19 protein-coding genes are annotated in these 23,350 nt (G+C 35.8%); 12 read left to right on the top strand and 7 right to left on the bottom strand.

What is annotated here, in order from left to right; translation table 11 throughout:
* Positions 1 to 50 precede the first annotated feature (50 nt).
* Together AC52CF_RS08560 and AC52CF_RS08565 are read left to right on the top strand one after the other, a co-directional pair.
* Positions 51 to 611, top strand: a complete 561-nt coding sequence (locus AC52CF_RS08560) for a sugar O-acetyltransferase (protein WP_214589970.1) — start codon at positions 51 to 53, stop codon at positions 609 to 611.
* 26 nt (positions 612 to 637) lie between these two features.
* A complete protein-coding gene (locus AC52CF_RS08565) occupies positions 638 to 1,480 on the top strand; it encodes a GLPGLI family protein (RefSeq protein ID WP_214589969.1) in 843 nt (280 codons plus the stop codon).
* Between the two features lie 65 nt (positions 1,481 to 1,545).
* Here AC52CF_RS08565 and fsa read toward each other — a convergent pair whose 3' ends face one another.
* The gene (gene fsa / locus AC52CF_RS08570) at positions 1,546 to 2,199 is read right to left on the bottom strand and encodes a fructose-6-phosphate aldolase (RefSeq protein WP_076389923.1); all 654 of its coding nucleotides are present in this window, start codon (positions 2,197 to 2,199) and stop codon (positions 1,546 to 1,548) included.
* A 233-nt stretch (positions 2,200 to 2,432) separates the two neighbouring features.
* Here fsa and AC52CF_RS08575 point away from each other — a divergent pair, with 233 nt between their 5' ends.
* Positions 2,433 to 2,915 (top strand): YdeI/OmpD-associated family protein, encoded by a 483-nt coding sequence (locus AC52CF_RS08575; protein WP_214589968.1) that lies wholly within the window; start codon positions 2,433 to 2,435, stop codon positions 2,913 to 2,915.
* Between the two features lie 47 nt (positions 2,916 to 2,962).
* Here AC52CF_RS08575 and AC52CF_RS08580 read toward each other — a convergent pair whose 3' ends face one another.
* Complete coding sequence (locus AC52CF_RS08580) at positions 2,963 to 3,526, bottom strand: tetratricopeptide repeat protein (RefSeq protein WP_214589967.1); 564 nt, start codon at positions 3,524 to 3,526, stop codon at positions 2,963 to 2,965.
* 184 nt (positions 3,527 to 3,710) lie between these two features.
* Between AC52CF_RS08580 and pepE the strand changes: the two genes are divergently transcribed.
* The 3 genes from pepE to AC52CF_RS08595 all read left to right on the top strand — a co-directional run bounded on the left by pepE (position 3,711) and on the right by AC52CF_RS08595 (position 7,307).
* On the top strand, positions 3,711 to 4,403 hold the full coding sequence (gene pepE / locus AC52CF_RS08585) for a dipeptidase PepE (protein WP_336688782.1): 693 nt from the start codon (positions 3,711 to 3,713) through the stop codon (positions 4,401 to 4,403).
* A 371-nt stretch (positions 4,404 to 4,774) separates the two neighbouring features.
* On the top strand, positions 4,775 to 6,145 hold the full coding sequence (gene dacB / locus AC52CF_RS08590) for a D-alanyl-D-alanine carboxypeptidase/D-alanyl-D-alanine endopeptidase (RefSeq protein ID WP_496518063.1): 1,371 nt from the start codon (positions 4,775 to 4,777) through the stop codon (positions 6,143 to 6,145).
* Between the two features lie 7 nt (positions 6,146 to 6,152).
* Complete coding sequence (locus tag AC52CF_RS08595) at positions 6,153 to 7,307, top strand: sensor histidine kinase (protein WP_496518064.1); 1,155 nt, start codon at positions 6,153 to 6,155, stop codon at positions 7,305 to 7,307.
* 439 nt (positions 7,308 to 7,746) lie between these two features.
* Here the strand turns inward: AC52CF_RS08595 and AC52CF_RS08600 are convergent, their stop codons facing one another.
* The 5 genes from AC52CF_RS08600 to AC52CF_RS08620 all read right to left on the bottom strand — a co-directional run bounded on the left by AC52CF_RS08600 (position 7,747) and on the right by AC52CF_RS08620 (position 15,122).
* Complete coding sequence (locus AC52CF_RS08600; protein WP_496518065.1) at positions 7,747 to 9,603, bottom strand: M61 family metallopeptidase; 1,857 nt, start codon at positions 9,601 to 9,603, stop codon at positions 7,747 to 7,749.
* A gap of 167 nt (positions 9,604 to 9,770) precedes the next feature.
* On the bottom strand, positions 9,771 to 11,399 hold the full coding sequence (locus AC52CF_RS08605; RefSeq protein WP_496518066.1) for a M1 family metallopeptidase: 1,629 nt from the start codon (positions 11,397 to 11,399) through the stop codon (positions 9,771 to 9,773).
* A 446-nt stretch (positions 11,400 to 11,845) separates the two neighbouring features.
* Positions 11,846 to 13,098, bottom strand: a protein-coding gene (locus AC52CF_RS08610) for an IS3 family transposase (protein WP_496518067.1) whose coding sequence is annotated in 2 segments (ribosomal slippage) — positions 11,846 to 12,771 and positions 12,771 to 13,098 — 1,254 coding nt in all. Because the reading frame shifts where the segments join, the coding sequence is not laid out codon by codon here.
* 108 nt (positions 13,099 to 13,206) lie between these two features.
* Positions 13,207 to 14,034: a twin-arginine translocase subunit TatC gene (gene tatC / locus AC52CF_RS08615; RefSeq protein WP_185117461.1), complete on the bottom strand. Its 828-nt coding sequence runs from the start codon at positions 14,032 to 14,034 to the stop codon at positions 13,207 to 13,209.
* 128 nt (positions 14,035 to 14,162) lie between these two features.
* Positions 14,163 to 15,122, bottom strand: a complete 960-nt coding sequence (locus tag AC52CF_RS08620; protein WP_214589962.1) for a KpsF/GutQ family sugar-phosphate isomerase — start codon at positions 15,120 to 15,122, stop codon at positions 14,163 to 14,165.
* Positions 15,123 to 15,281: 159 nt separating this feature from the next.
* Between AC52CF_RS08620 and recQ the strand changes: the two genes are divergently transcribed.
* From recQ to AC52CF_RS08650, 6 genes are all read left to right on the top strand, one after another.
* Positions 15,282 to 17,486 carry a DNA helicase RecQ gene (gene recQ / locus AC52CF_RS08625; protein WP_214589961.1) on the top strand — a complete coding sequence of 735 codons (2,205 nt, stop codon included), beginning with the start codon at positions 15,282 to 15,284 and terminating at the stop codon, positions 17,484 to 17,486.
* Between the two features lie 591 nt (positions 17,487 to 18,077).
* Positions 18,078 to 19,157, top strand: coding sequence for a glycosyltransferase (locus tag AC52CF_RS08630; protein ID WP_214589960.1), 1,080 nt, complete (start codon positions 18,078 to 18,080; stop codon positions 19,155 to 19,157).
* A 64-nt stretch (positions 19,158 to 19,221) separates the two neighbouring features.
* Complete coding sequence (locus AC52CF_RS08635; protein ID WP_214589959.1) at positions 19,222 to 19,572, top strand: hypothetical protein; 351 nt, start codon at positions 19,222 to 19,224, stop codon at positions 19,570 to 19,572.
* A 223-nt stretch (positions 19,573 to 19,795) separates the two neighbouring features.
* Complete coding sequence (gene lpdA, locus AC52CF_RS08640) at positions 19,796 to 21,199, top strand: dihydrolipoyl dehydrogenase (RefSeq protein WP_214589958.1); 1,404 nt, start codon at positions 19,796 to 19,798, stop codon at positions 21,197 to 21,199.
* A 94-nt stretch (positions 21,200 to 21,293) separates the two neighbouring features.
* Positions 21,294 to 22,160 carry a proline and serine-rich protein 1 family protein gene (locus tag AC52CF_RS08645; protein ID WP_214589957.1) on the top strand — a complete coding sequence of 289 codons (867 nt, stop codon included), beginning with the start codon at positions 21,294 to 21,296 and terminating at the stop codon, positions 22,158 to 22,160.
* Positions 22,161 to 22,516: 356 nt separating this feature from the next.
* Positions 22,517 to 23,341, top strand: a complete 825-nt coding sequence (locus AC52CF_RS08650) for a CvfB family protein (protein ID WP_375181380.1) — start codon at positions 22,517 to 22,519, stop codon at positions 23,339 to 23,341.
* Positions 23,342 to 23,350: the final 9 nt, after the last annotated feature.

The raw sequence follows: 23,350 nt of genomic DNA on the forward strand, positions 1-23,350 counted from the left end.
TTTTTGCCCTGTTTTGTTTTTGTTATCTTTAGAACTGCAAATCATAAAATATGACGGAAAAGGAAAAATGTGCGAAAGGACTTTTGTATAATGCCAATTACGACCAGGAACTTATTGAAGAAAGAATTAAAGTAAAAGATCTTTGTCAGGAATACAACCTTCTGAAAAATTCTGATGCTGAAGGAAGAGCGGCACTGCTGAGAAAGATTTTAGGCAAAACAAAACAGAATATCTGCATAGAACCCAGTTTCTGGTGCGATTACGGATATAATATTGAAGTGGGAGAGAATTTCTATTCGAATCATAATCTGGTAATTCTGGATTGTGCGAAAGTAACTTTCGGAGATCATGTTTTTATCGGTCCCAACTGTAGTTTTTACACCGCAAATCATCCCATAGATTTTAAACAAAGAAACGAAGGTCTTGAATCTGCTCATCCCATTACAGTAGGAGATAACGTATGGTTCGGAGGAAATGTAGTGGTTCTTCCCGGAATTTCTATCGGAAACAACTCGGTGATCGGAGCGGGAAGTGTCGTAAACAAAGACATTCCGGACAATGTGGTTGCAGTGGGAAATCCTTGTAAAGTGGTGAAAAATATTATGAATTAAAAATTTAAACTAAATAAAAAATATTAATGAAGAAGATCATTATTGCGTTTGCGTTGCTATTGGGAATGTTGTTTAATGCCCAAAACAAACGTTTTGTTTATGAGTACAGATTTGTTTCAGATTCTACAAAAAAAGATGTATCAATCACAGAATCGATATATCTTGATGTTTCTAAGAAAGGTTCGAAATTTTACAGCAGAGATAAATATATTTCAGATTCGTTGATCGAAGCTCAATCGAAACATCAGAACGGAGATTTTTCTAAAATTAAGTTCGGAATGGTTCCTTATGTTGTTCAAAAATCTTATCCTGACTATAAAATTTTGTTTTTCAATCGTTTGGATATGGATGAGTACAAAGTTTCCGATGACAGGAAAATAGACTGGAAAATTTTACCTGAAAAACAAAAAGTAGGTGAATTTAATGCACAAAAAGCAACCACGGATTTCGCCGGAAGAAAATGGACGGCTTGGTTTGTTGCCGAAATTCCGATTCAGGACGGGCCGTATAAATTTCATGGATTACCGGGATTAATTGTAAAGCTGGAAGATCAAACGAACTCTCATTCTTATGTTTTAAAGGAAATTATAGATTTAAAAGATCGGGAATGGAAAAGTCAAGAAGAAAATCATAGATTCGGAGCATTGGTTCCTTTAAATCAGGAGAAATATAAAAAACAGTTTCTAGATTACCGGATTAATCCGACAAAAGGAATACGGCAGATGCTTTCCAGCGGAACAAAAATCATGATGACCGACGAAAAAGGAAATAAGCTGGATGTGGAAGACATGATTCGTCAGCGTGAGAGAAAGGTAAAAGAAGATAATGCAAAAGACAATAATCTTCTGGAACTGGATTTACTGAAATAATAATTACGGCGCGGAAACGAAGTTTCCGCGCCGTAATTTATTCTAAAATATAAAAAGATATATTGTTAAGATAATTTCTGAGAATCCGCAACAAACTGAGCCAATCCGCTGTCTGTTAAAGGATGTTTCAGTAAACTCAAGATCGGAGGAAGCGGTGAAGTAATCACATCTGCCCCGATTTTAGCACAGTCGATAATGTGCATCGAATGACGGATAGAAGCTGCTAAAATTTCAGTTTCATACATATAATTATCAAAAATCAATCTGATTTCCTGGATTAAATTTAATCCGTCAGTTGAAATATCATCCAGTCTTCCCAGGAAAGGAGAAACATAAGTTGCACCCGCTTTTGCAGCCAAAAGAGCCTGTCCCGGAGAGAAAATCAGCGTACAGTTCGTTTTGATCCCTTTATCTGAAAAATATTTTAATGCTTTAATTCCGTCTTTGATCATTGGGATTTTCACCACGATATTCGGATGGATTGCTGCCAATTCGTCCCCTTCTTTAATCATTTCTTCATACGTTGTAGAAAGAACTTCCGCAGAAATATCTCCGTCTACAATTTCGCAGATGGCTTTGTAATGATTTTTAATCGCTTCAGCTCCCTGAATTCCTTCTTTTGCCATTAAAGACGGGTTGGTTGTTACCCCATCAAGAATTCCAAGATCTTTGGCTTCTTTTATTTGCTCTAAATTAGCAGTGTCAATAAAAAATTTCATTTGTTTTACAGATTTATTTTTTACAAAGATAATCATTCCTTTTTGAGTGGAAAATTAATTAAAGATGAGATTCCGCATTCAGGAAGAGTTTCTGTTAAAACAAAAGTTAAATAATAGAGAAATACAATTCCCCTCTTTCGGAGGGGTGTCAAAAATTCAAAGAATTTTTGACGGGGTGGTTAAAGATTTACAGTTTTAAAATAATCACTAATTTAGTTAACAATAAAGTAGTAATGAAAAACCATTTCACCACAAAACTCGAAATTATCGGAATTAATCCTTTTGTTTTTCTTCCTGAAGAAATTCTTGCCGCCGTATTTGAAAATTCAGACAAAAATAAAAGTCCGATTCCCATAAAAGGTACGGTCAACGGCAAAGAATTTAAGCAGAATTTAATGAAATACAAAGGAGAGTGGCGTCTTTATATTAATATGATTATGCTGAAAGATTCACCTAAAAGAATTGGTGAAACAGTTGATATTTTTATTGAATATGATAATTCCGAGAGAAAAATTTCTATGCATCCTGACTTGGAGAAAGCCATCAACGAAAATTCTGTTGCTTTAAGAAACTTTGAAAATTTAACTCCTTCAAGAAAATCAGAGCTGATAAAATATATCAATCATCTAAAAACTGAAAAGAGTATTCAGAGAAATATTCAGAAAATCATTCAGCATCTGAAAGGAGAATCAGACTTTTTCGGCAGGAAAATTTAACCAAAAATAAAAAAGATCCGAAGAAATTTTCTTCGGATCTTTCACAACTATGAATTTAAAGCTTTGCTTAACTTTACAGCATCCTGATTGGTAGGATCGTACTGTAAGGATTTAGCAATATGCTCCTTTGCTTTATCGGGATTGCTCTGCTGTTCGGAGAATGCTACATAAAAATAGGCATATGCCAGATTTTTCTTATTCTGTTCCACCTCTTCAGGCTTTACCGTTGCAATATACTTTTCATAAGCCAGTTTTGCATTGGCATCATCTTTTGCAGACTGATAGGCATAAGCCTGACTATAATAAGATGGTGCCCAATCCGGTACTAAAGCCGAAATCTTTTTCCATGTATCAATTGCATTTGTCCAGTCTGAAGCTTCCTGATACGCTCCTGCTAATTTTGCCAAAGCTTCGGTATCTTTCGGGTTGGCTTCGATCTGTTTTTTTAGACCGTCAATCGTCGGATTTCCTGTCGACTGAGCGGTTGTTGTGGTTGTTTTTGCAGCAGTTGTACTGTCTGTCTGTGTCGTCTGTGCATTTACAAAACTTGCGGTTCCTATAAACATCAAACCTAAAAACAGGTTTTGGATATTACTTTTAATCATTTTCATAATCTTACATTTTTCAAGTTGATAACTAAAGTTCAATTATAATTCCATAAACGTCTAAATTTTAGAACCTTTAAACTTTTTTGGAAAATATTAACGGGATTCTATGTTTTTTTATCATTATTTTTGATTCGCTGTAGATTCGGTTATCTTTGTAACACAACGATCATAAGACAAATCATTCGTTATGAATATCATTTTGGCATCAACTTCCACACTCTTTGGTGGAGCATATCTGGAATATCTGAGAGAAGAATTAATCAAATTATATGAAGGAATCGAAGAAATCATTTTCGTGCCTTTCGCAAGACCGGGCGGAATTTCTCATGACGATTATACAGCAAAAGCACGTTCTTTTTTTGAAACCATAAATATTAAAGTGAAAGGTCTTCACGAATTTGAGGATAAAACACAAGCCATAAACAGCGCGAAAGCATTTTTTACAGGAGGCGGAAATACTTTTTTACTAGTAAAAACTTTACATGAAGAAGGCTTGATGAATGTTTTGAAAGAAAATGTTGAAGGCGGAAAACCTTATCTGGGATGCAGCGCAGGAAGCAATATCGGCGGACAGAATATGAAAACAACGAACGATATGCCGATTGTATATCCTCCAAGTTTTGATTGTATGGGGCTGGTTCCGTTCAATATCAATCCGCATTATCTCGATCCGAATCCTGAACTTAAACATAATGGCGAAACGAGAGAAACCAGAATTAAAGAATTTTTAACGCAGAATGACCTAAAAGTTGTCGGACTTCGTGAAGGAAACTGGATCAGAAGAATGGGCGATAAAATTACCGTTGAGGGAACCGAACTCACGAGAATCTTCGAAAAAGGGAAGGAACCTTATGAAATCGAATCCGGAACTGAACTGTAAATTTTATTTTAATTATATTTGAATTGAAGAATTTGATTTTGAATTCATATGTAAATGAAATCAGATGTTTCGCAGGTTTAGCATGATATTTATAATACTAACGGTTTTATATCAACAGTTTATTTGTAGCAGTGTCATGCTGAGCTTGTCGAAGCATATCAATTAAGCGATCAAAAGAATAAAAATCAAAGATTTTAAAAAACTATGTTGAGCTTTTTCATTTATAATGATCAGCTTTAAATAAAAGTTTAGTTCATCTTTTGTGGCTTTTGCGGTTAAATAAAAGTTTAGACAGACTTAAAAATATGCTGAAAAAATAAAGCAGATTCTTTATTTCTAAAAAGACAATAAAAAGTTTATAAAAAAACGCAATGAAAAAGACATTGGCTGTTCTTACATTATCCACGCAGATTATTTTTGCCCAAAATATTACTCAGAAACTGGATGAAGCAACCAAAAACCTGATGAATTCTTCAGGGGCAATTTCGTCTAACTTATCATTTTATGTTTCCGATGAAAACGGAAATTTTATTTATGAATATCAGGGAAATAAAGGACTTTCCACAGCTTCTACGCAGAAAATATTTACTGCCGGAGCAGCTTTGGAGATTTTAGGAAAGAACTACACGTATAAGACTACTTCATCATATTCCGGAAATATTTCTGGTGGAAACCTGAACGGAAATCTTTTCATCAGCTCAACTGGAGATCCCACATTGGGAAGTTGGAGGTATGAAGCGTATAAACCCGAAATTTTTAAGCAGAAATTAATCGATGCCATAAAAAAATCCGGGATCAAAAAAATTTCAGGAGATCTTGTGATCGACGATTCTTACTTTGATCATCAGACGATTCCGGGAGGATGGCCATGGAATGATCTTGGAAATTACTATGGAGCCGGAGTTTGGGGGATCAACTGGCGCGAAAACCAGTTCGACATCAACATCAACGGAAATGAATTCAAAAGCTTCTCTTATCCGCTTGAAGGAGTTAACTGGCTGAATGATCTTAAAGTGGGCGGAAGTTCAGATCAGAGTCTGATTTTTACGGCGCCGCATTCTGACGTTGCGCTGATTAACGGAACTTTACCCGCCAAAACGGTTACGGTTTCCGGTTCGGTTCCCAATCCGCCTTTGCAGCTTGGAGCGGAAGTGAAACAATGGCTGAAAGATTCGGGAATTGATTTTTCGGGGAAAGTGGTTACCAATTCCCAACTGGAAATTGAAGGAAAAAAGGCATTGCAGGCTCCGAAAAATAATATTATTCTTACTTACGAATCGCCGACTTTGGATAAAATTATTTACTGGTTTCTGAGAAAAAGCATTAATTTTTATGGAGAAACTTTAATAAAAACGTTAGGAAAAGAGAAAAAAGGCGATCCAAGTTTTAAAAGTGGAGTGGCTTATTTAAAAGAATTCTGGAAATCAAAGGGAATCACCCCGAATATGATTAATTTTGCAGACGGAAGCGGACTTTCTCCGCAAAATTATGTTGCGGCAAAAGCAGAAGTTCAGGCTTTGCTGTACGCCAGAAAACAGCCTTGGTTTGAATCTTATTATGATGGTTTTCCAACACATGATAACGGCATGAAAATGAAAAGCGGAACGATGAGCGATACCAAATCTTATGCAGGATATCACACCTCAAAAGACGGAAAAAAATATGTTTTCTCCATTATCATCAACAATTATGAAGGAAGCGGAAGCACGGAACTGCAGAAAATCCTGAATGTTTTAAAATAAATTTGCCTTGAAGAAATCCATATTTGCAAGACTTAACAACTGGATTATTTTTACGCTGATGACAATTGTTGTCTTAACAATTGTTATTGCTTCCACGATCCTTTTTAATTTCCTCCGAAAAGAAGAAGTAAAAAGGGTAGATATTTTAGTGACTGCACTGAAATTTCAGCAGGAAGTGAAGGTTCCGAGTCTGGAAATTCAGGCTTTGCTGCTGCAGATTTACAGTTCGAATACCACAATTCCGGTGATTATTCTGGATAAGGACGGACAGATTATTGAGCATAAAAATATTCCGCGCGATATTGAAAATAATTCTGCTGAAATTGTTGCTCTGGCTAATAAAATGGCTAAAAGTTATCCGCCGATTGAAATAAAAGTTCCCAACGCCAACAATCAGTTTGTATACTATGATAATTCCGAATTGCTGAATAATCTTCGGTATTCTCCCTATATTTTAGGGTTTTTCATTCTGTGTTATTTCCTTTTTTCATTCTGGTTTTTAAGGACGATTAAAAAAACGGATGAAGGCTATCTTTGGGCAGGTTTGGCAAAGGAAACCGCTCACCAGATCGGAACTCCATTGTCTTCGATGATCGGCTGGATGGAAATTATGAAGCTGGATACTCCGGATTCCGAAGGTGTTCATGAAATTGAAAAAGATATTGAAAGATTACGAACAATTTCCGAGAGGTTTTCGAAGATTGGTTCTGTTCCGGAACTGAATGATAAAGATTTCAACGCGACCATTCAGGAAAATTACGATTATCTGAAAACAAGAATTTCAAGAAAGATCAATTTCGGACTTCACCTTCCCAATTACACGATTTTGGTTCCCCATAATAAAATCCTGATGAGCTGGGTGATTGAAAATCTGGTTAAAAATGCAGTGGATGCGATGAAAGGAGAGGGTTCTATTTCTATGTCTGTTTTGGAAAGAAATAAAAATATTGTTGTGGAAGTTCAGGATACGGGAAGCGGAATGACGAAACAACAGGCAAGAAATGCGTTTAAGCCGGGTTATTCCACCAAAAAACGAGGTTGGGGATTGGGATTGTCTCTTGCAAAAAGAGTGATTCAGGAATATCACAACGGAGATATTAAAATTTCCCAGACGGAAATAGGAAAGGGAACGACTTTTAGGATTACAATTAAAAAAGGGTAAATTTTTTCAGGAATGTGCTGCGTAAAGTTTGTCATTCCGGAGGAATCTAAGCTGCGAAATTTATATATTGATTTTTATTAACTGACAATTTTTTATTGAATATTTAAAGGAGCAACCTGAATTTTAGCCCTGATTGAAGCTTTGTCTGAGCTCATTTTGTGTATTTGGGTTTGCGGCGGCGAAGCCGCCGCAAACCCAAATACACAAAATAGCGAGTGCGGAAAGCAGGAAAAAGCTCCTGAAAATGATCTCTTAGTTACAGCATTTACAAGACTTCGACAAACTCAGTCTGACAAAATTTCAAAATAGCAGTTGGATTTAGCAATGTCAAAAAGCATCTGTTTACTCAAAAAACTTATGGGTGTTCACATTGACAATAAAAAAAGCGGGGAAAATTCCCCGCTTGATTACTAAGTCCTAATTTTAATCTTAGCTGCATTTATTTTTTTCCGGTTAACCACTGATCCTGTAATTTTTGTTCAGCGGCTGTTGGATTAGATTTGAACTGAAGCGTTTCGATCGTCATTTTATCAAGAACTGCTTTCCCTTTAAGATCGATTTTCTCTGTTTTGTCACCATTTTTTCTTAAAACGGTTACTGTTACGTTTTGTCCTTCCTTCACAGATTTCGCATATTCTACAAAAGACTGGATATTCTGAACATTGATGGTTTTTCCGTCGAGAGCAACGATTTTATCAGTGATTTTAAATCCGATGCTTTTTGAAAAAGGAGACAAGGCAGAACTTTCGTCGAATACAAATGCATTGTCCTTATCATCAAAACCGGTCTGTTGAGGATCTTTAATGAACCAGAAAATTGGCGGAGTTTCCTGTTTTTTTGCTTCTACACCAACAAGACTCAGATATTGTGCATATGGCGTTGGCTGATCTCCTGCAATGTATTTGTTGTAAAAGTCTTTTACCTGAGGATACCCTGTAACCGTTACCAGTTCGTCAATCAGTTTATCGTCTTTAAACGGTTTGTTTTCCCCAAATCGCTGCGACAGTTTTCTGATCATGTCACGATAGCCCATTTCTCCGTTGGACAGCTTTCTCAATTCGATATCAAGACACATCGCAAGAAGCGCTCCTTTTTCGTAAACGTTTCTGTATTGGTCTTTGTATTCGTCTTTAAGAACATTTTTACTCATTACCGTAAAAGGCATGGTATCGTTATAGTTCTTGGAGTTGGCGATTTTTTCGCTCATTCTCTGAAGGAATTCATCTTTTGTGATCAGACCTTCCTGAATCTGGAATAAATTCGCAAAATACTCCGTTCCGCCTTCATACATCCATAAATGCTGAGACATTTTCGGATCTGCATAATCGAAATAATGAATTTCTTCCGAATGTGTTTTCAAAGGATTTACCGTGTGGAAAAACTCATGAGAAACAACGTCTGTAATGGTTTTGTCAATCGCATCTTTCGGCATCATTTCAGGAAGGACAACACTGGTTGATTCGTGGTGTTCCAACGCTCCAAAACCTTTGATATGCGGTTCTTCCATTCCCGAAAGATAAAGCATGATCGCATATTTTTTGTTGGTGTTCATATCACCTAAGAATTTCTTCTGGGCAATCACCGTTTTCTCAAGATTTTCTTTGAAATCTGCGGCTTTGTATTTTCCTGTCGGAGAATAAACGCCCAATACAAGATCCATTCCTCCCGCGTTGAACGTCACATAATCCGGTTTTGTGTACATTAACGGAGAATCGGTCACTTTTGCATAATTCGCTAAAGTATAGGTATCTGTAGATTCAGATTTATCCTGATCTACCAAAGCGGTTGTTCCGTAGAAATCTGTCGGTTTCTGGATAACCAACTGATAAGGAACATCCTGCATATTATCGATGTAACCTATAAAACCGTGGGTATTGATCAGATAAACTTTTCCGGTTTCAATATCTGTTCCCGAAGGTGAAAATACCGCTTTGTGTTTGGAATCATCCATTTCTTCATCAAAACTGTCATTCACAAGATAAGTTACTTTGCTTAAATTCTGAGCGTTTTTTAGAGCGTAAGTGTTGTCATTTACTTTTGTGAAAGCAATCTCTTTTCCTTTGTTATCTAAAAATTTAATTCCTTCCACGAATCTTCCGTAATCGTCTACAGAATAAGTTCCCGGAACCGTTTTAGGAAAATGAAACTTCACGTCACCAGATTTCATTTTTGGAAATTCCATCGTTACGGCAACCTTATCGTCTTTTACATTTACCAGATCTATCGTAGTTTTTATAGACTGTGCATTTACAAAAAACGCAGCCAGTAATCCTAAACTTAGTGCTATTTTTTTCATTGAGTTCAAATTATATCTAAGTAGTTGATGAAAAATTGATTTTGTTACTTTAAAAGTTTTAAATTTTTGTTAAAATTTACAGAGAGTAATTAATTTAATACTGATTCCTGGATAAATCAAACAAAAAAGCAAAACCGAAAAACGATTTTGCCTGTATTATTAAGATTTTACTGTACCTTTTTATAATCAATGTAATAATTCTCGTTAAACTGTACCGGATTTCCTTTTTTTAGTTTTACAATCTGCCATTGCTCGGTTGGATTAATGGTGATTCCGTCAACAATAATAGGAAGTTTTAAATTCTTCACAACGTTGGTGTAGCGGAATTTCAGTTCTTCGCCTTTCTGGGAATATTCCAGTGTCGGAATTTTTGTGGTTCTCAGATATTGATTGAACACACTCGAAAAATCGATTCCGGATTTCTTTGAAATGTAATTTTCGATCTGTTCGGTGGTAACCGTCTGATGATAAAAATCTTTATTGATTCCTCTTAAAATTTCTCTGAATTTCGCATCGTTATTGATGACCTGACGGATCGTGTGAAGCATACTTGCTCCTTTCGGGTACATATCGCCGCTTCCTTCATTTCTTACGCCGTATTTCCCGATGATCGGAATATCATTCTGAATACCATTGCGGATTCCCTGTGCATAAATATCCGCAGATTTTTTGTCCATATATTTTTCGGTGAACAAGACTTCGGAGTACATCGTGAAACCTTCGTGTACCCACATATCTGCCTGATCTTTTGCCGTGATATTATTCGCAAACCACTCGTGTCCGCTTTCATGAACAATAATGTAATCCCAGTTCAGACCAACTCCCGTTCCGGAAAGATCCTGCCCCAGATAACCGTTTTGGTAAGCATTTCCGTACGCAACGTTACTTTGGTGCTCCATTCCCAAATAAGGGGAATCTACAAGCTTGTAAGAATCTTCATAGAAAGGATAGGGTCCAAACCAGTATTCAAAGGCTAAAAGCATGGGTTTTACCTGCTGAAACTGTTTTTTTGCTTTGTCTAAATTATAATCAATTACCCAGTAATCCAGATCCAGTTTCCCTTTTTCTCCATTAAAAGTATCCTTGAAGTTCACATATTTTCCAATATTCGGAATGATAGAGTAGGCGTTAATCGGATTTTTAACTTCCCATGTGTAAGCCATTTTATCACCTTCTGCTTTTTTGCTGATTAGTCTTCCGTTTCCAACCCCCACTAAATCTTTGGGAGTAATGATTTTCATCACAACGCCATTGTCGGGTTCATCGTCCCAGATATCTTTGGTAGGAAGCCAGATAGAAGCTCCGATTCCTTCGTCGGCAACGCTCATCCACGGATTTCCGTTTTCATCTTTGGTAAAAACCCAGCCTCCGTCCCAAGGAGCCCGTTTTGCAATAGTAGGATTTCCGGAATAGGTGACGTCAATAGTATATTTTTCACCCTTTTTAAAGCTTTTATTGGTTTTGATCCAGATAAAATCGCCATCCTGTTTATATTCTGCCATCGGAAAACTGGCTTCCACTTTGTCCGCTTTCATTGGCTGCTGAAGATCAATCTGAAACGTAGGGTTTGTAACGTCTTTAATGATCTCAAAACTGATCTTGTTGTTTCCTTTAATGCTTTTCTGGGCAAAATCCGGCTCTACGGAAAGGTCATATTTTTTGACGTCCCAAAAGTTTCGGAATTGTGTATTGGAACCTTTTAAGGTATCTTGTTTCGTAAAAACCTTATCTTTTTCGAAAAACTGTCCGAAAGAAAAACTTGCCGCAAACAAAAGCGTATATGAAAGTTTTTTCATCTGAATTAAATTATAATGGCTAAAATATAAATTAATAAACGTAAAATAAAGTGGATATTAATGATTATGATCCTCATAATTAGACGAAGCAAATAAAACTTTGTTACATTCTTTGAATTTATTATTTGGTAATCAGTTGTTTATGTAATGAAATTCCCCTCCTTTGGAGGGGTGTCAAAAATTCTGAAGAATTTTTGACGGGGTGGTTAAAAAAACACAATCCGCAAAAGACTTATTATCAATATTTTCAGAAACAATTCTTTTCCACACAAAAACCCTAGCCGCGATTGCAGCAATTGTCTGAGCTCATTTTCAAGGTTCAGTTTTTGCGGCGGCGAAGCCGCCGCAAAAACTGAACCTTGAAAATAGCGAGTGCGGAAAGCGCGATAAAGCTCCTGAATGACTAGTCCTGAAAAAGGTTAACTAGTTTTATATCACAAATATACTTAAATCAGAGTAGGAATTTTCCTATTCTGATTTTGTTTTTTATAGGTTTTTAATTTCACATTATTTTTCATGTGTACTTGGTTTGGAATATTATAATGTAAAGAAAAATGCGGTCTTAAATTGTTATAGCAATAAATTGCTTGTTCAAGCTGTTGGGAAAGATTTTTAAAATTTTCAAAAGTATCAATCAATCCAAATTCATGTTTCAGAATACCATTCACTCTCTCTGCTATAGCATTTTCATAAGGATCCGAATTTTCGGTCATACTGATAAGCATATCACTTTTCTTGAGTGTTTCAGTATATTCTTTACTGCAATACTGCAACCCTCTGTCTGAATGATGAATGAGTGAATGCTTGTACAGTCGATTCTGTATGGCTTGCTTTAATGCTTTCAACGTAGAGTTGGTCTGTAAATTATCACTCAATTCGTATCCTACAATTTTCTTAGAATAGGCATCGGTAATCAGATGAAGATAATAATTCTTCTCTTTGGTCTTGAGATAAGTAATATCTGCAACCCAAACTTTCTCCGAACATTTCAATTCTTTTCCTTTGATAATATTGGGATATTTTTTCATCCAATGTCTGGAATTGGTTGTTTTAAAATAGCTGTGCCTTCTGGGAATTAAAAGATAATTTGATCTCAAAATGCTAAACAACTGATCCCTTCCTACATGAATTTCTTCCTTTTCAAAATCATTCTTAAGTAAAACATAAAGTTTTCTAGTACCTATTTTAGGCATCTTTTTACGAATTGATACAACAAATTCTATAACTCTTGTTTCATGATCTGTAGAAACAGGCTGTTTTTGTCTCTTGTAATAAGCTTGCTTACTGTAGCCAAACAATCGGCAGATATTCTCTGTTGAAAGAGTCGTATTTACCTTTATTTCCTGGATTGATTGGAACCAGACTTTTTTACAATCTCAACCTTAAGCTCACGCTCTGCAATTTCTATAAATTTCCTGAACACTTTGATTTCTTCTTCCTTTTTGGCCAATGCTGCTTCAAGCTCTTTAATCTTCTGTTTCTGTGGATCTTTCATGGGTCTGCCTTTACTTAATTGTTTTTCATAAGTAAAGTTACCATATTTCATTAACCATCTGGGAATGCAGGAATTACCCCTGATATTATAGCGGGTTTGTAATTGTGATTTTGTATATAATCCCCGCTCATATTCGGAGACAACTTGTCTTTTAAATGCTTCACTGTATTCTTGAACAGGGGCGGATACTTTTTTTAATCTCATTAGGATGACTGGTTTTTTGGTATTTAGTAGTCAACCTTTTTCAGGACAAGACAGAAAAAGAAAAATCCCGCAGAAAATCTACGGGACTATATTTTGAATGGATAAAAATTATTTCTGAACTGCAGGTAAATTTCCTGCCGCTTTCTGAACTTTCTTATACGTATACGAACACATGATGATACTGAATTCGTACAGTAAAAGCAGTGGAAATGCTGCCATCAACATACTTAAAACGTCTGCCGGAGTGATAATTGCTGCAACCACCATGATTAAAACAATCGCATGACGACGGTATGTTTTCATAAAGGTTGGTGTAAGAATTCCGATAGTGGTAAGGAAATAAATAAGAACCGGAAAAAGGAAAATTACGCCCATTCCTAAAACTACCTGTAAAAACAGAGTCGTATAATCGCTTAAATCATAAAGCGGAATAATAATATCGGAGATTTTGAAAATAACCCCAAAATTAACGGCAAAAGGAAGGATTAAATAATATCCGCATAAAACGCCTGTCATAAATAAAATCCAAACTGAATTGATGATAAAGATTGAATTTTTTCTTTCATTCGGATGTAAAGCGGGACTGATGAATCTCCAAAGTTCCCACACAATATAAGGAAAAGCCAAAACAATTCCTCCAAAAATGGAAACTGCCATCATCACATTAAACTGCTGGTAAAGCTTGCTTGCACGAACCGGAAAATCTTTCGGAAGGTGAATGCTGTCTTCGCCTAAAATCATTTTAGAAAAATGATTCACAATCTCAAATGTAGCAAAATCGTTTCGGGTAGGACCAAAGAAAACATGATCCATAATCCAGTTGATATTGAAACCGATAATAACTGCAGCAACTATAATAGCAAGAATAGAACGGATGAGATGACCTCTTAGTTCACCAATATGTCCCCAAAAAGACATGTCTTTAGCATCACTCACAGGATAATATTTTTTAAGATTTCAAATTTAGGGAAAAAGTTTCAGTAAAAAGAGATGTTTCATTTTTTTAAATGCAGATGCATGTTTATTATGAGAAAAAATTAAATCTTTTCACGTATACATTCTGATTAATTAATTCCTTCATCCAGCAGTTTGTGCAGATCGATAATCCCGAAATATTTTCCGTTTTCCGTTACCACAAGCTGTCCGATATTATTGTCCTTTAATATTTTCATGGCTTCTTTAGCCAGAGCACTTCTCTCGATGGTTTTCGGATGCGCAGACATGATGTCTTTTGCCAGAACTTTAGCGATATCATCACCCTTTAAAAGCATTCTTCTCAAATCGCCGTCGGTAATGACCCCGATAATTTCATCATTATTCGTGACTACCGTGATTCCGTGTCGGGAACCGCTGATCGAAATAATAACATCTTTTACCGTATCATTTTCTGTAACCTGAGGTTTTTGGGATGAAAGAAAATCATCCACTTTCGAAATTAAATTTTTACCCAGACTTCCTCCCGGATGAAATTTGGCAAAATCATTCGCCTTAAAATCATTCATTTCCATTAAAGCAATCGCCAAAGCATCTCCCAAAGCCATTTGCAGAGTGGTTGAACTGGTAGGCGCAAGTTTATTCGGGCACGCTTCCTTTTCTACATGGGTATCTAAAATTATTTCTGAAAATTCCGCAAGTTTACTGGATTTATTTCCCGTCATTCCTATTAAGGCGGAAGAATAATCTTTTAAATAAGGAACCAGATTCACAATTTCCGGTGAATTTCCGGAATTTGAAATACATAAAACAACATCCTGCTTCTGAATAACGCCCAAATCTCCGTGGATGGCTTCCGAAGCGTGTAAAAACTGAGAAGGAGTTCCTGTAGAGTTCAGGGTAGCAACGATCTTATTTCCGACGTGTGCCGATTTCCCGATTCCCACCACGATAAGTTTTCCTTTTGCAGAATGTATGATTTCTACAGCTTTTGCAAAATTGTCATTAATTCTGGATTTAAGTTTTTCAAGTTCTGAAATTTCTATTTCTAAAGTGCTTTTCGCGATTGAAATGATGTCGGCTCTTTCCATTTTTCTTTTTACAGCGTATACAAAAAATCTCTTAAAAAACGTTATATTTTTAAAAGAATATTTAATATAAATTTTATTTTTTATAAATTCGTTCGCTTTTATTTTAAGCGAAAAATTCATATCTTTGGGTTAGATGCAAATTTAGCAATAGAAAATTAGATGAGCGCAAAAAAAGCCAATTTATCAGGCGAATTGAAAAAATATTTCGGGTTTTCTACTTTTAAAGGACAGCAAGAGCAGATCATAGAAAACCTGTTGAATGGGAAGGATATATTTGTTCTGATGCCTACAGGAGGAGGAAAATCCTTATGTTATCAGCTTCCGGCTCTTATTTCGGAAGGTACGGCAATCGTGGTTTCTCCGCTTATAGCGTTGATGAAAAACCAGGTGGATGCCGTAAACGGGCTTTCATCTGATGATGGAGTAGCACACGTTTTAAATTCATCATTAAACAAAACGCAGACCAAACAGGTTTTCGACGATATTAAAAATGGCAAGACCAAACTTTTATACGTTGCTCCGGAATCATTAATTAAGGAAGAATATTTAGATTTTCTGAAAGATGTAAAAATATCTTTCTTTGCGATTGATGAAGCACACTGTATTTCAGAGTGGGGACACGATTTCAGACCGGAATACCGAAACCTGAAATCCATTATCGATAAGATTGCCGATGTTCCGGTGATTGCACTTACCGCTACGGCTACACCAAAAGTTCAGGATGATATCCAGAAAACTCTTGGGATGACAAATGCTCTGGTTTTTAAAGAAAGCTTCAACAGACCGAATCTTTACTATGAAGTACAGCCAAAAGTAAACGTAGACAAAGAAATTGTTAAATTTATCAGTCAGAATAAAGGGAAATCCGGAATTGTTTACTGTCTGAGCCGAAGAAAAGTTGAAGAATTTGCACAGCTTCTTCAGGTAAATGGCGTAAATGCATTGCCTTATCATGCAGGTCTCGATCAGAAAATAAGGGTAGCGAATCAGGATAAATTTCTGATGGAGGAAGTGGATGTGATTGTGGCAACTATTGCTTTCGGGATGGGAATCGATAAGCCGGATGTACGTTTTGTAATTCATTACGATTTCCCGAAATCTCTGGAAAGTTATTATCAGGAAACCGGTCGTGCAGGTCGTGACGGAGGAGAAGGTCATTGTCTGGCGTTCTACGATCCTAAAGATATTGAAAAACTAGAGAAATTCCTCGCTCAGAAGCCTGTTTCCGAAAGAGAAATCGGATTGCAGCTTCTCAATGAAGTGGTTGGATACGCCGAAACTTCGATGAGCAGAAGACAGTATATTCTATATTATTTTGGGGAAAATTTTGATCCGATCAATGGTGACGGCGCAAAGATGTGCGATAATTCATCGAATCCGCCAAAATTAAAAGATGCAACAGATGATCTTAAAAAAGTCCTGGAGCTTATTAATGATACCGGAGAAAAATTCAAAGCTAAAGATCTGATTTCGGTCATCGCAGGAAAAGAAACTGCGGTTACTAAGTCTTACAAACTGGAACAGACTTCTTATTTCGGTTTTGGAAAAGAAGAAAAAGACAACCACTGGAAAACGATTTTAAGACAGGCAACGGTTCAGAATTTTTTACAGAAAGATATTGAAACCTACGGCGTTTTAAAAATTGCTGAAAAGGGAAGACTGGTTCTTGACGGAAAACTGGAACATTCTTTCTTAATTGCAGAAGACAGAGAGTTTGATTTAACGCAGACAAAAGCAGAAAGCGATCAGGTTCAGATGCAGTCCGGAGGCGGTCTGGATCAGAATTTATTCAACCAGCTTAAAGAACTAAGAAAAAAAGTTGCCAAAAAACACGGAATTCCGCCTTACACAGTGTTTATGGATCCGAGTTTGGAAGATATGACGGTTCAGTATCCGATTACGGTGGAAGAAATTACTAAAATCTACGGAGTCGGAGAAGGAAAAGCCAAGAAATATGGTAAAGAATTTGCAGATTTCATCAGTAAATATGTAGAAGATAACAATATTGAGCGAACTCAGGATATGGTTCTGAAACAGGTGGCAAACAAATCCAGTCACAAAGTTTTCATCATTCAGAGTACCGATAAAAAGATTGATCTTGAAGACATTGCGAGAGCAAAAAACCTTTCGATGGACGAATTGCTGAAGGAAATGGAACGTATTGTTTATCAGGGAACCAAACTGAATATCGATTATTATATTGAAGATAATTTTGATGAAGATATTGTTGACGGTTTCATGGAATTCATGAATGAATCTGAAAGCGACAGCATGAAAGTTCTGCTTGATGAATTCGGAGATGAGCTTTCGGATGAAGAGGTGAGAATGTTGAGAATAAAATTCATCAGCGATGTTGCCAACTAAATGAAAGATGTATTAAAATATCTTTTGTATATTATAATTTTCTTGATAGGATGCTATTTCCTTTTACTTCTTTTTGGGGTATTTATAGACTGGTTTCTTCAGGGAAAAAAATAAAAAAGAAGCTCTTCCCACGAGGAGTTTCTTTTTTATTTTAAGAAAAAGTACTCATTTAAGTGGTATTCGTAAAGTTTGTCATTCCGTAGGAATCTAAATGTAGTACTAGAAAATTTTATGTTGAGATTCCTACGGAATGACAAACTGAACAAATGAAAAAATTAAATAGAGTTTAATTTCATACTGAAATTATTAATTAGAATGTTTAAACTTAATAGCTATAATCGTCGCAAAGACGCAAAATATTCATTAAATACGACCTTGTCTTAAGGCGCAAAGATATTTTATCTACGATAAAATTAGGCATCAATTCTTATTGGAAATCTTTGATTTTCTTACGCCTTAAAAGTTTAAGATTAATAAAGATCTTGCGTCTTTGCGTTTTCCAATAAGTATATTTTTATTTATAAAAAAGATTAAATAAACTCTATAGGTTTGGTTTGAAGGTTAAGAAAACTTTTTACTAATTTTACAGTGATGAAAAAGATTTCTGTCATATTTATTCTGCCGGATCTGGAAACCGGAGGCGCAGAAAGAATTGTTACTACCATTGCAAATCATCTCTCACGGGATCGTTTTGAGCCTAAGATATTGCTTCTGCGCAAACAGGGAGGTTATCTCAATATTTTGAAAGATGACGTTGAAATCATTGATGTTAATACGGAAAGAATCAGACATTCCTTAAAACCTATTCTCAGGGAAATTTACCGCAGAAAGCCGGATATTGTATTTTCCGGATTTGGAGAAGTAAACGCTTATCTGTCTTTATTCATCAAAGTTTTTCCCAAGACAAAATTTATTGCAAGGGAAACCAATGTTGTTTCTCAGCACGTTACCAGAAAGGAAATTAAATTTTTCTACAACTTCTATAACAATTATGATACGATCATTGCGCAAAGTGATGATATGAAGCATGATCTGATGCTTAATTTTAAGATTAAGCCTTCGAAAATCGTTAAAATAAACAATCCTGTAGATTTTGATTTCATTGATGAAAAAATTAAAATTTCCCATAAACCGGAAAGTTTTAAATACGGCTATAAAAATGTTGTCGCGATCGGAAATTTATCGGCAAGAAAAGGTTTTGATAATTTACTGAAAGTTTTCTCCAGGCTTAAAAACGAAAATATCCTGCTTCATATTTTGGGTGACGGACAGGATCGTGAAGTTTTGCATCAAATGAAAGATTTTTTAGGCTTAAAAAACGTGATCTTTCACGGAAGACAGGAAAATCCTTATCAGTTTTTAAAATATGCAGATCTTTTTATTCTTTCATCAAGATATGAAGGTTTTCCGAATGTTTTACTGGAAGCCGGAGCTTGCGGAACCTATTCTTTAGCCAATAATTGCCCCGGAGGAATCACTGAAATCATTCAGGACGATACCAATGGTGAAATTGCGAATATTGAAAATTATGAAGAATTTTCACAGAAAATTACGAAAATTCTTCATGAAAATCATGAAAATGAAGCTATTAAAAATTCTATAAAATCCAGATTTTCCAAGAATATTATTTTAAATCAGTACGAAAAAGTTTTGCTGGATCTGATGAAATAACCGCCTTGAGTATTCAGCTAATATTTTTTAATTTTGGACTTTTAATTTCAGAAAACAATTAGTAATGATTAAAATCCAGAAACTGGGATGCGCCTGCGAAAAACCGACTTCCACTTACACAGAATTCAGAACGTCAGAATTGGGAATCGATAAAACGAATGGAAGATTTGCCGAAGTAAGCATTCAGCAGTGTAAACTTTGCCAGAGAATCTGGATCCGATATTTTGTGGAATATGAAAGTTTTTCCAAATCCGGAAGATGGTACAAAGGAATTGTCTCCAAAAAAGACCGTCCGCAAATTACTCCAGAAAATGCTGTAGAATATCTCGAAAGCCTTGATTGGTACGTTTACGGAGGCTCATATTTTGAAAGCACAGGAGAATTCGGACAGGGGAAACTGATAGTGGATTTATAATTGGTTGGAAGTATGAAGCCGGGAGCTGGAAGATCTTACTGGATGCTTAGTTTAGTGAATAAAAAGATTAAATTTAAAAGATATTTGCAATTCTTTAAACTTCCATCTTCCATCCTCAATCATCCCTCTCAAAAATTTGACAAATCTCACTTTCTCACGTGGTAATAAATCGTTAAATTTGTAAGCATAAGAAAGTTAATAATAAACAAATTCATAAAATAACATGAGTCAATTTGATGTTACCGTAATCGGTTCCGGTCCTGGTGGTTATGTTGCTGCAATCCGTGCTGCACAATTAGGTTTCACAACAGCAATTATTGAAAAATATCCAACTTTGGGAGGAACTTGTCTTAACGTGGGATGTATTCCGTCAAAAGCGCTTTTAGACAGCTCTGAGCATTTTGAGAACGCAAAACACAATTTTGCAGGTCACGGAATCATTATCAACGAGCCTCAAGCCGACATTGCAAGAATGATCGAGCGTAAAAATGAGGTAATTAAACAAAATACAGACGGAATCAGCTATCTGATGAACAAAAACAAAATCACTGTTTTTGAAGGTGTTGGAAGCTTCGAATCCGCTACTCAGATCAAAGTAACAAAAAACGACGGTTCTACAGAAACCATCGAATCCAAATATACCATCATCGCAACAGGTTCTAAACCTTCTTCTTTACCTTTCATCACGTTAGATAAAGAAAGAGTGATTACTTCTACAGAAGCTTTAAATCTTAAAGAAATTCCGAAACATTTAGTCGTAATCGGAGGCGGAGTAATCGGTCTTGAATTAGGTTCTGTTTATTTAAGATTAGGAGCTCAGGTGACAGTGGTTGAGTTTATGGATAAAATTATCCCGACAATGGACGGAGCGCTAAGTAAAGAATTAACGAAAGTTCTTAAAAAGCAGGGAATGAAATTCATGCTTTCTACAGCCGTATCCGCAGTGGAAAGAAACGGAGAGACCGTAAAAATTACAGCGAAAGACAAAAAAGGAGAAGAAGTAACAGTAGAAGGAGATTACTGTCTGGTTTCTGTAGGAAGAAAGCCTTACACAGACGGTCTTGGATTGGAAAAAGCTGGTGTTGAGCTTGATGAAAGAGGAAGAGTGAAAGTAAATGACCATTTACAAACTAATGTTGCCAACATTTATGCAATCGGAGACGTGGTAAAAGGAGCAATGCTGGCTCACAAAGCAGAAGAGGAAGGTGTTTTTGTTGCTGAAACTTTAGCAGGACAGAAGCCTCACATCAACTATAATTTAATTCCGGGAGTGGTTTACACATGGCCGGAAGTTGCAGGAGTTGGAAAAACTGAAGAGCAGTTGAAAGAAGAAGGAGTCGCTTATAAAGTAGGTTCTTTCCCGATGAGAGCTTTGGGAAGAAGCCGTGCAAGTGGTGATGTAGATGGTCTGGTAAAAATTATTGCAGACGAAAAAACAGACGAAGTTCTTGGAATGCACATCGTAGGAGCAAGAGCGGCAGATTTAATTGCTGAAGGAGTTATCGCTATGGAATTCCGTGCAAGTGCAGAAGATATCGCAAGAAGTTCTCACGCACACCCGACTTATGCAGAAGCGATTAAAGAAGCAGCTTTAGATGCTACCGCGAAAAGACCAATTCATATGTAATTGATTAACAATCATATAAATAAAAAAGAGAAATCAGATACTGGTTTCTCTTTTTTTTGGCATGAAAGTGGAGCTGGAGATTAAAAAAAGTGTTATGAAAAATATATTTATGAGTGTTTTGTTTCTTGTAGGAAGTTTTTCTTTCGCGCAGGAAGCAGGAAAAGCAGGCGAACTTTTAAAAAACGAGGCTTCAAAAACAGAAATGGAATCTCCAAAAGCAAAAAGAACGGAGAGCAGAAACAGCAATAATTCCGGTTTCAGAAATCAGAATGAAAATAACAACGGATTCAGGGTTAAAAATCCAAATTACCAATGGAATCAGCAGTATGGATATTCAGAAGTTTTCCTGAGAATTCCAGAGCAGGGAATGTTCAGTGTGGAACTGGGAGATCAGTTTATTTCCAACAATTCCGGAAGATTCAGATTTTTTGATCTCCCGTCAGGAAGAATTCCTGTTTCGATTTACGAAAGCGGGTATTTATTATACAGAACCACCTTAAATGTAAGAAACAATACCAGATTGGTTCTTGATTTCTTTACCAATGAAGGATTGTTTTTATTAGATTCATATCCTGTTCAGAACCAGTCTTACGGATTTAATGACTGGAATGATGTTTGGAACAATCCCTACGGAAATTCAGGAGGATGGAATGATGGCGGAAGTTATGCCAATGTGATGGATAACAGTTCCTTCAGTGAATTTATGGATATGTTGAGAAAAAATGCAAGATTCGACGACAGTAAACTCTCAATGATCCGACAGCAGATGCGTACAACCATGTTTACTTCCCAACAGATCAGTGCTTTGGTAAAAGAAGTGAGTTTTGATAAAAATAAACTTTCACTGGCAAAATCTATGTTTTCAAAATGTGTAGATAAGCATAAATATTTTCTGGTTTACGATGCCTTCGATTTTGAAAGCAGTAAACGGGAACTGATGGAATTTGTACAAAATTCATAAAAAAACAGTTTGAAATTAATATTAAACTTGTCTAAACTTTTTTACCGCAAAAGATGCAGAAGATTGTAACACTTTAGCTGTTTAAGTTTAATTCCTAAATTGAAAAAAGAGCACATAAGTTAAAAAAAATCAAAGATTTTTTTCTTTGCAGACTTTTGAAATACTTTACATAAATCCAATAAAGTCTTTTATGTCTCTTTTGCGGTTAATTTTAAAATTAGTTTAAACAACATATTAATAATTTGATATTAAAAGTTAGAAAGAGAAGCAGATTGTTTCTCTTTTTTTGTTTAAAGTTTTACATTTTGCAGATTCGGGTTATATTTCCTTACCTTTGCAGACTAATTTTATCATACATGCAATTCGGAAAAACTCAGACTTTAAAAATTTCAGATAAAAATAATTCAGGATGGATCTTAACTGACGAATCCGGAGAAAAGGCTTTTCTTCCTAAAATTTTCATTCAGGATGATAAGGAAATTGATGACGAAATTGAGGTTTTTGTATATCAGGATGATGGAAAATTAAAGGCAACTACAGAAATTCCTTTGGCAGAAGTAGGAGAGTTTGCCGTAATGAGCTGTGTACAAAGTCTTCCAAGCGGGGCTTTTATGGATTGGGGAATCATCAAAGATTTGTTTATTCCTTACAAGCAGCAGAAATCTAAGATCATTGAAGGCAAAAGATATCTTGTCTATATTTATGTGGATGAAGATATGGAACTGATTACCGGAACCACGAAATTCAAAAGAAATCCTCAATATCAGAATCTGCCTTTCCAAAAAGGAGATAAAGTGGATCTTATTATGATGAATGAAAGTGAGTTGGGCTGGAATGTAGTCATCAACAAAAAATATATCGGACTCATCTACAATTCGGATGTATTCAAAAAGCTTTATCCGTTGTCTGAAGAATCAGGGTATATCAAAGAGATCCGCGAAGACGGAAAGATTGACGTTTCCCTGCAGCCACAAGGTTTTGAAAATATCGATGAGTTTAAAAAGAAAATTTTAGACAAACTTGAAGAAAACTATGGTTTGCTTCATCTTTCAGACAAATCAACTCCCGAAGAAATTAAGGACGAAGTTCAGATGAGCAAAAAGAACTTTAAAAAAGCCATCGGAGGATTGTATAAAGATAAAATTATTGATATTCTGGACGATAAAATTCGATTATTGTAATTGTTTTTG

The organism is Chryseobacterium sp. 2P (assembly GCF_059579425.1).

What these genes read in the sequence shown, in the direction of transcription:
- lpdA (WP_214589958.1), top strand. Translation starts at nt 19,796, where the DNA reads ATGAGTCAATTTGATGTTACCGTAATCGGTTCCGGTCCTGGTGGTTAT.
- AC52CF_RS08580 (WP_214589967.1), bottom strand. Translation starts at nt 3,526, where the DNA reads ATGAAAATGATTAAAAGTAATATCCAAAACCTGTTTTTAGGTTTGATG.
- AC52CF_RS08635 (WP_214589959.1), top strand. Translation starts at nt 19,222, where the DNA reads ATGATTAAAATCCAGAAACTGGGATGCGCCTGCGAAAAACCGACTTCC.
- AC52CF_RS08560 (WP_214589970.1), top strand. Translation starts at nt 51, where the DNA reads ATGACGGAAAAGGAAAAATGTGCGAAAGGACTTTTGTATAATGCCAAT.
- recQ (WP_214589961.1), top strand. Translation starts at nt 15,282, where the DNA reads ATGAGCGCAAAAAAAGCCAATTTATCAGGCGAATTGAAAAAATATTTC.
- AC52CF_RS08645 (WP_214589957.1), top strand. Translation starts at nt 21,294, where the DNA reads ATGAAAAATATATTTATGAGTGTTTTGTTTCTTGTAGGAAGTTTTTCT.
- AC52CF_RS08620 (WP_214589962.1), bottom strand. Translation starts at nt 15,122, where the DNA reads ATGGAAAGAGCCGACATCATTTCAATCGCGAAAAGCACTTTAGAAATA.
- AC52CF_RS08600 (WP_496518065.1), bottom strand. Translation starts at nt 9,603, where the DNA reads ATGAAAAAAATAGCACTAAGTTTAGGATTACTGGCTGCGTTTTTTGTA.
- AC52CF_RS08605 (WP_496518066.1), bottom strand. Translation starts at nt 11,399, where the DNA reads ATGAAAAAACTTTCATATACGCTTTTGTTTGCGGCAAGTTTTTCTTTC.
- AC52CF_RS08650 (WP_375181380.1), top strand. Translation starts at nt 22,517, where the DNA reads ATGCAATTCGGAAAAACTCAGACTTTAAAAATTTCAGATAAAAATAAT.
- AC52CF_RS08565 (WP_214589969.1), top strand. Translation starts at nt 638, where the DNA reads ATGAAGAAGATCATTATTGCGTTTGCGTTGCTATTGGGAATGTTGTTT.
- fsa (WP_076389923.1), bottom strand. Translation starts at nt 2,199, where the DNA reads ATGAAATTTTTTATTGACACTGCTAATTTAGAGCAAATAAAAGAAGCC.
- AC52CF_RS08575 (WP_214589968.1), top strand. Translation starts at nt 2,433, where the DNA reads ATGAAAAACCATTTCACCACAAAACTCGAAATTATCGGAATTAATCCT.
- pepE (WP_336688782.1), top strand. Translation starts at nt 3,711, where the DNA reads ATGAATATCATTTTGGCATCAACTTCCACACTCTTTGGTGGAGCATAT.
- AC52CF_RS08630 (WP_214589960.1), top strand. Translation starts at nt 18,078, where the DNA reads ATGAAAAAGATTTCTGTCATATTTATTCTGCCGGATCTGGAAACCGGA.
- dacB (WP_496518063.1), top strand. Translation starts at nt 4,775, where the DNA reads ATGAAAAAGACATTGGCTGTTCTTACATTATCCACGCAGATTATTTTT.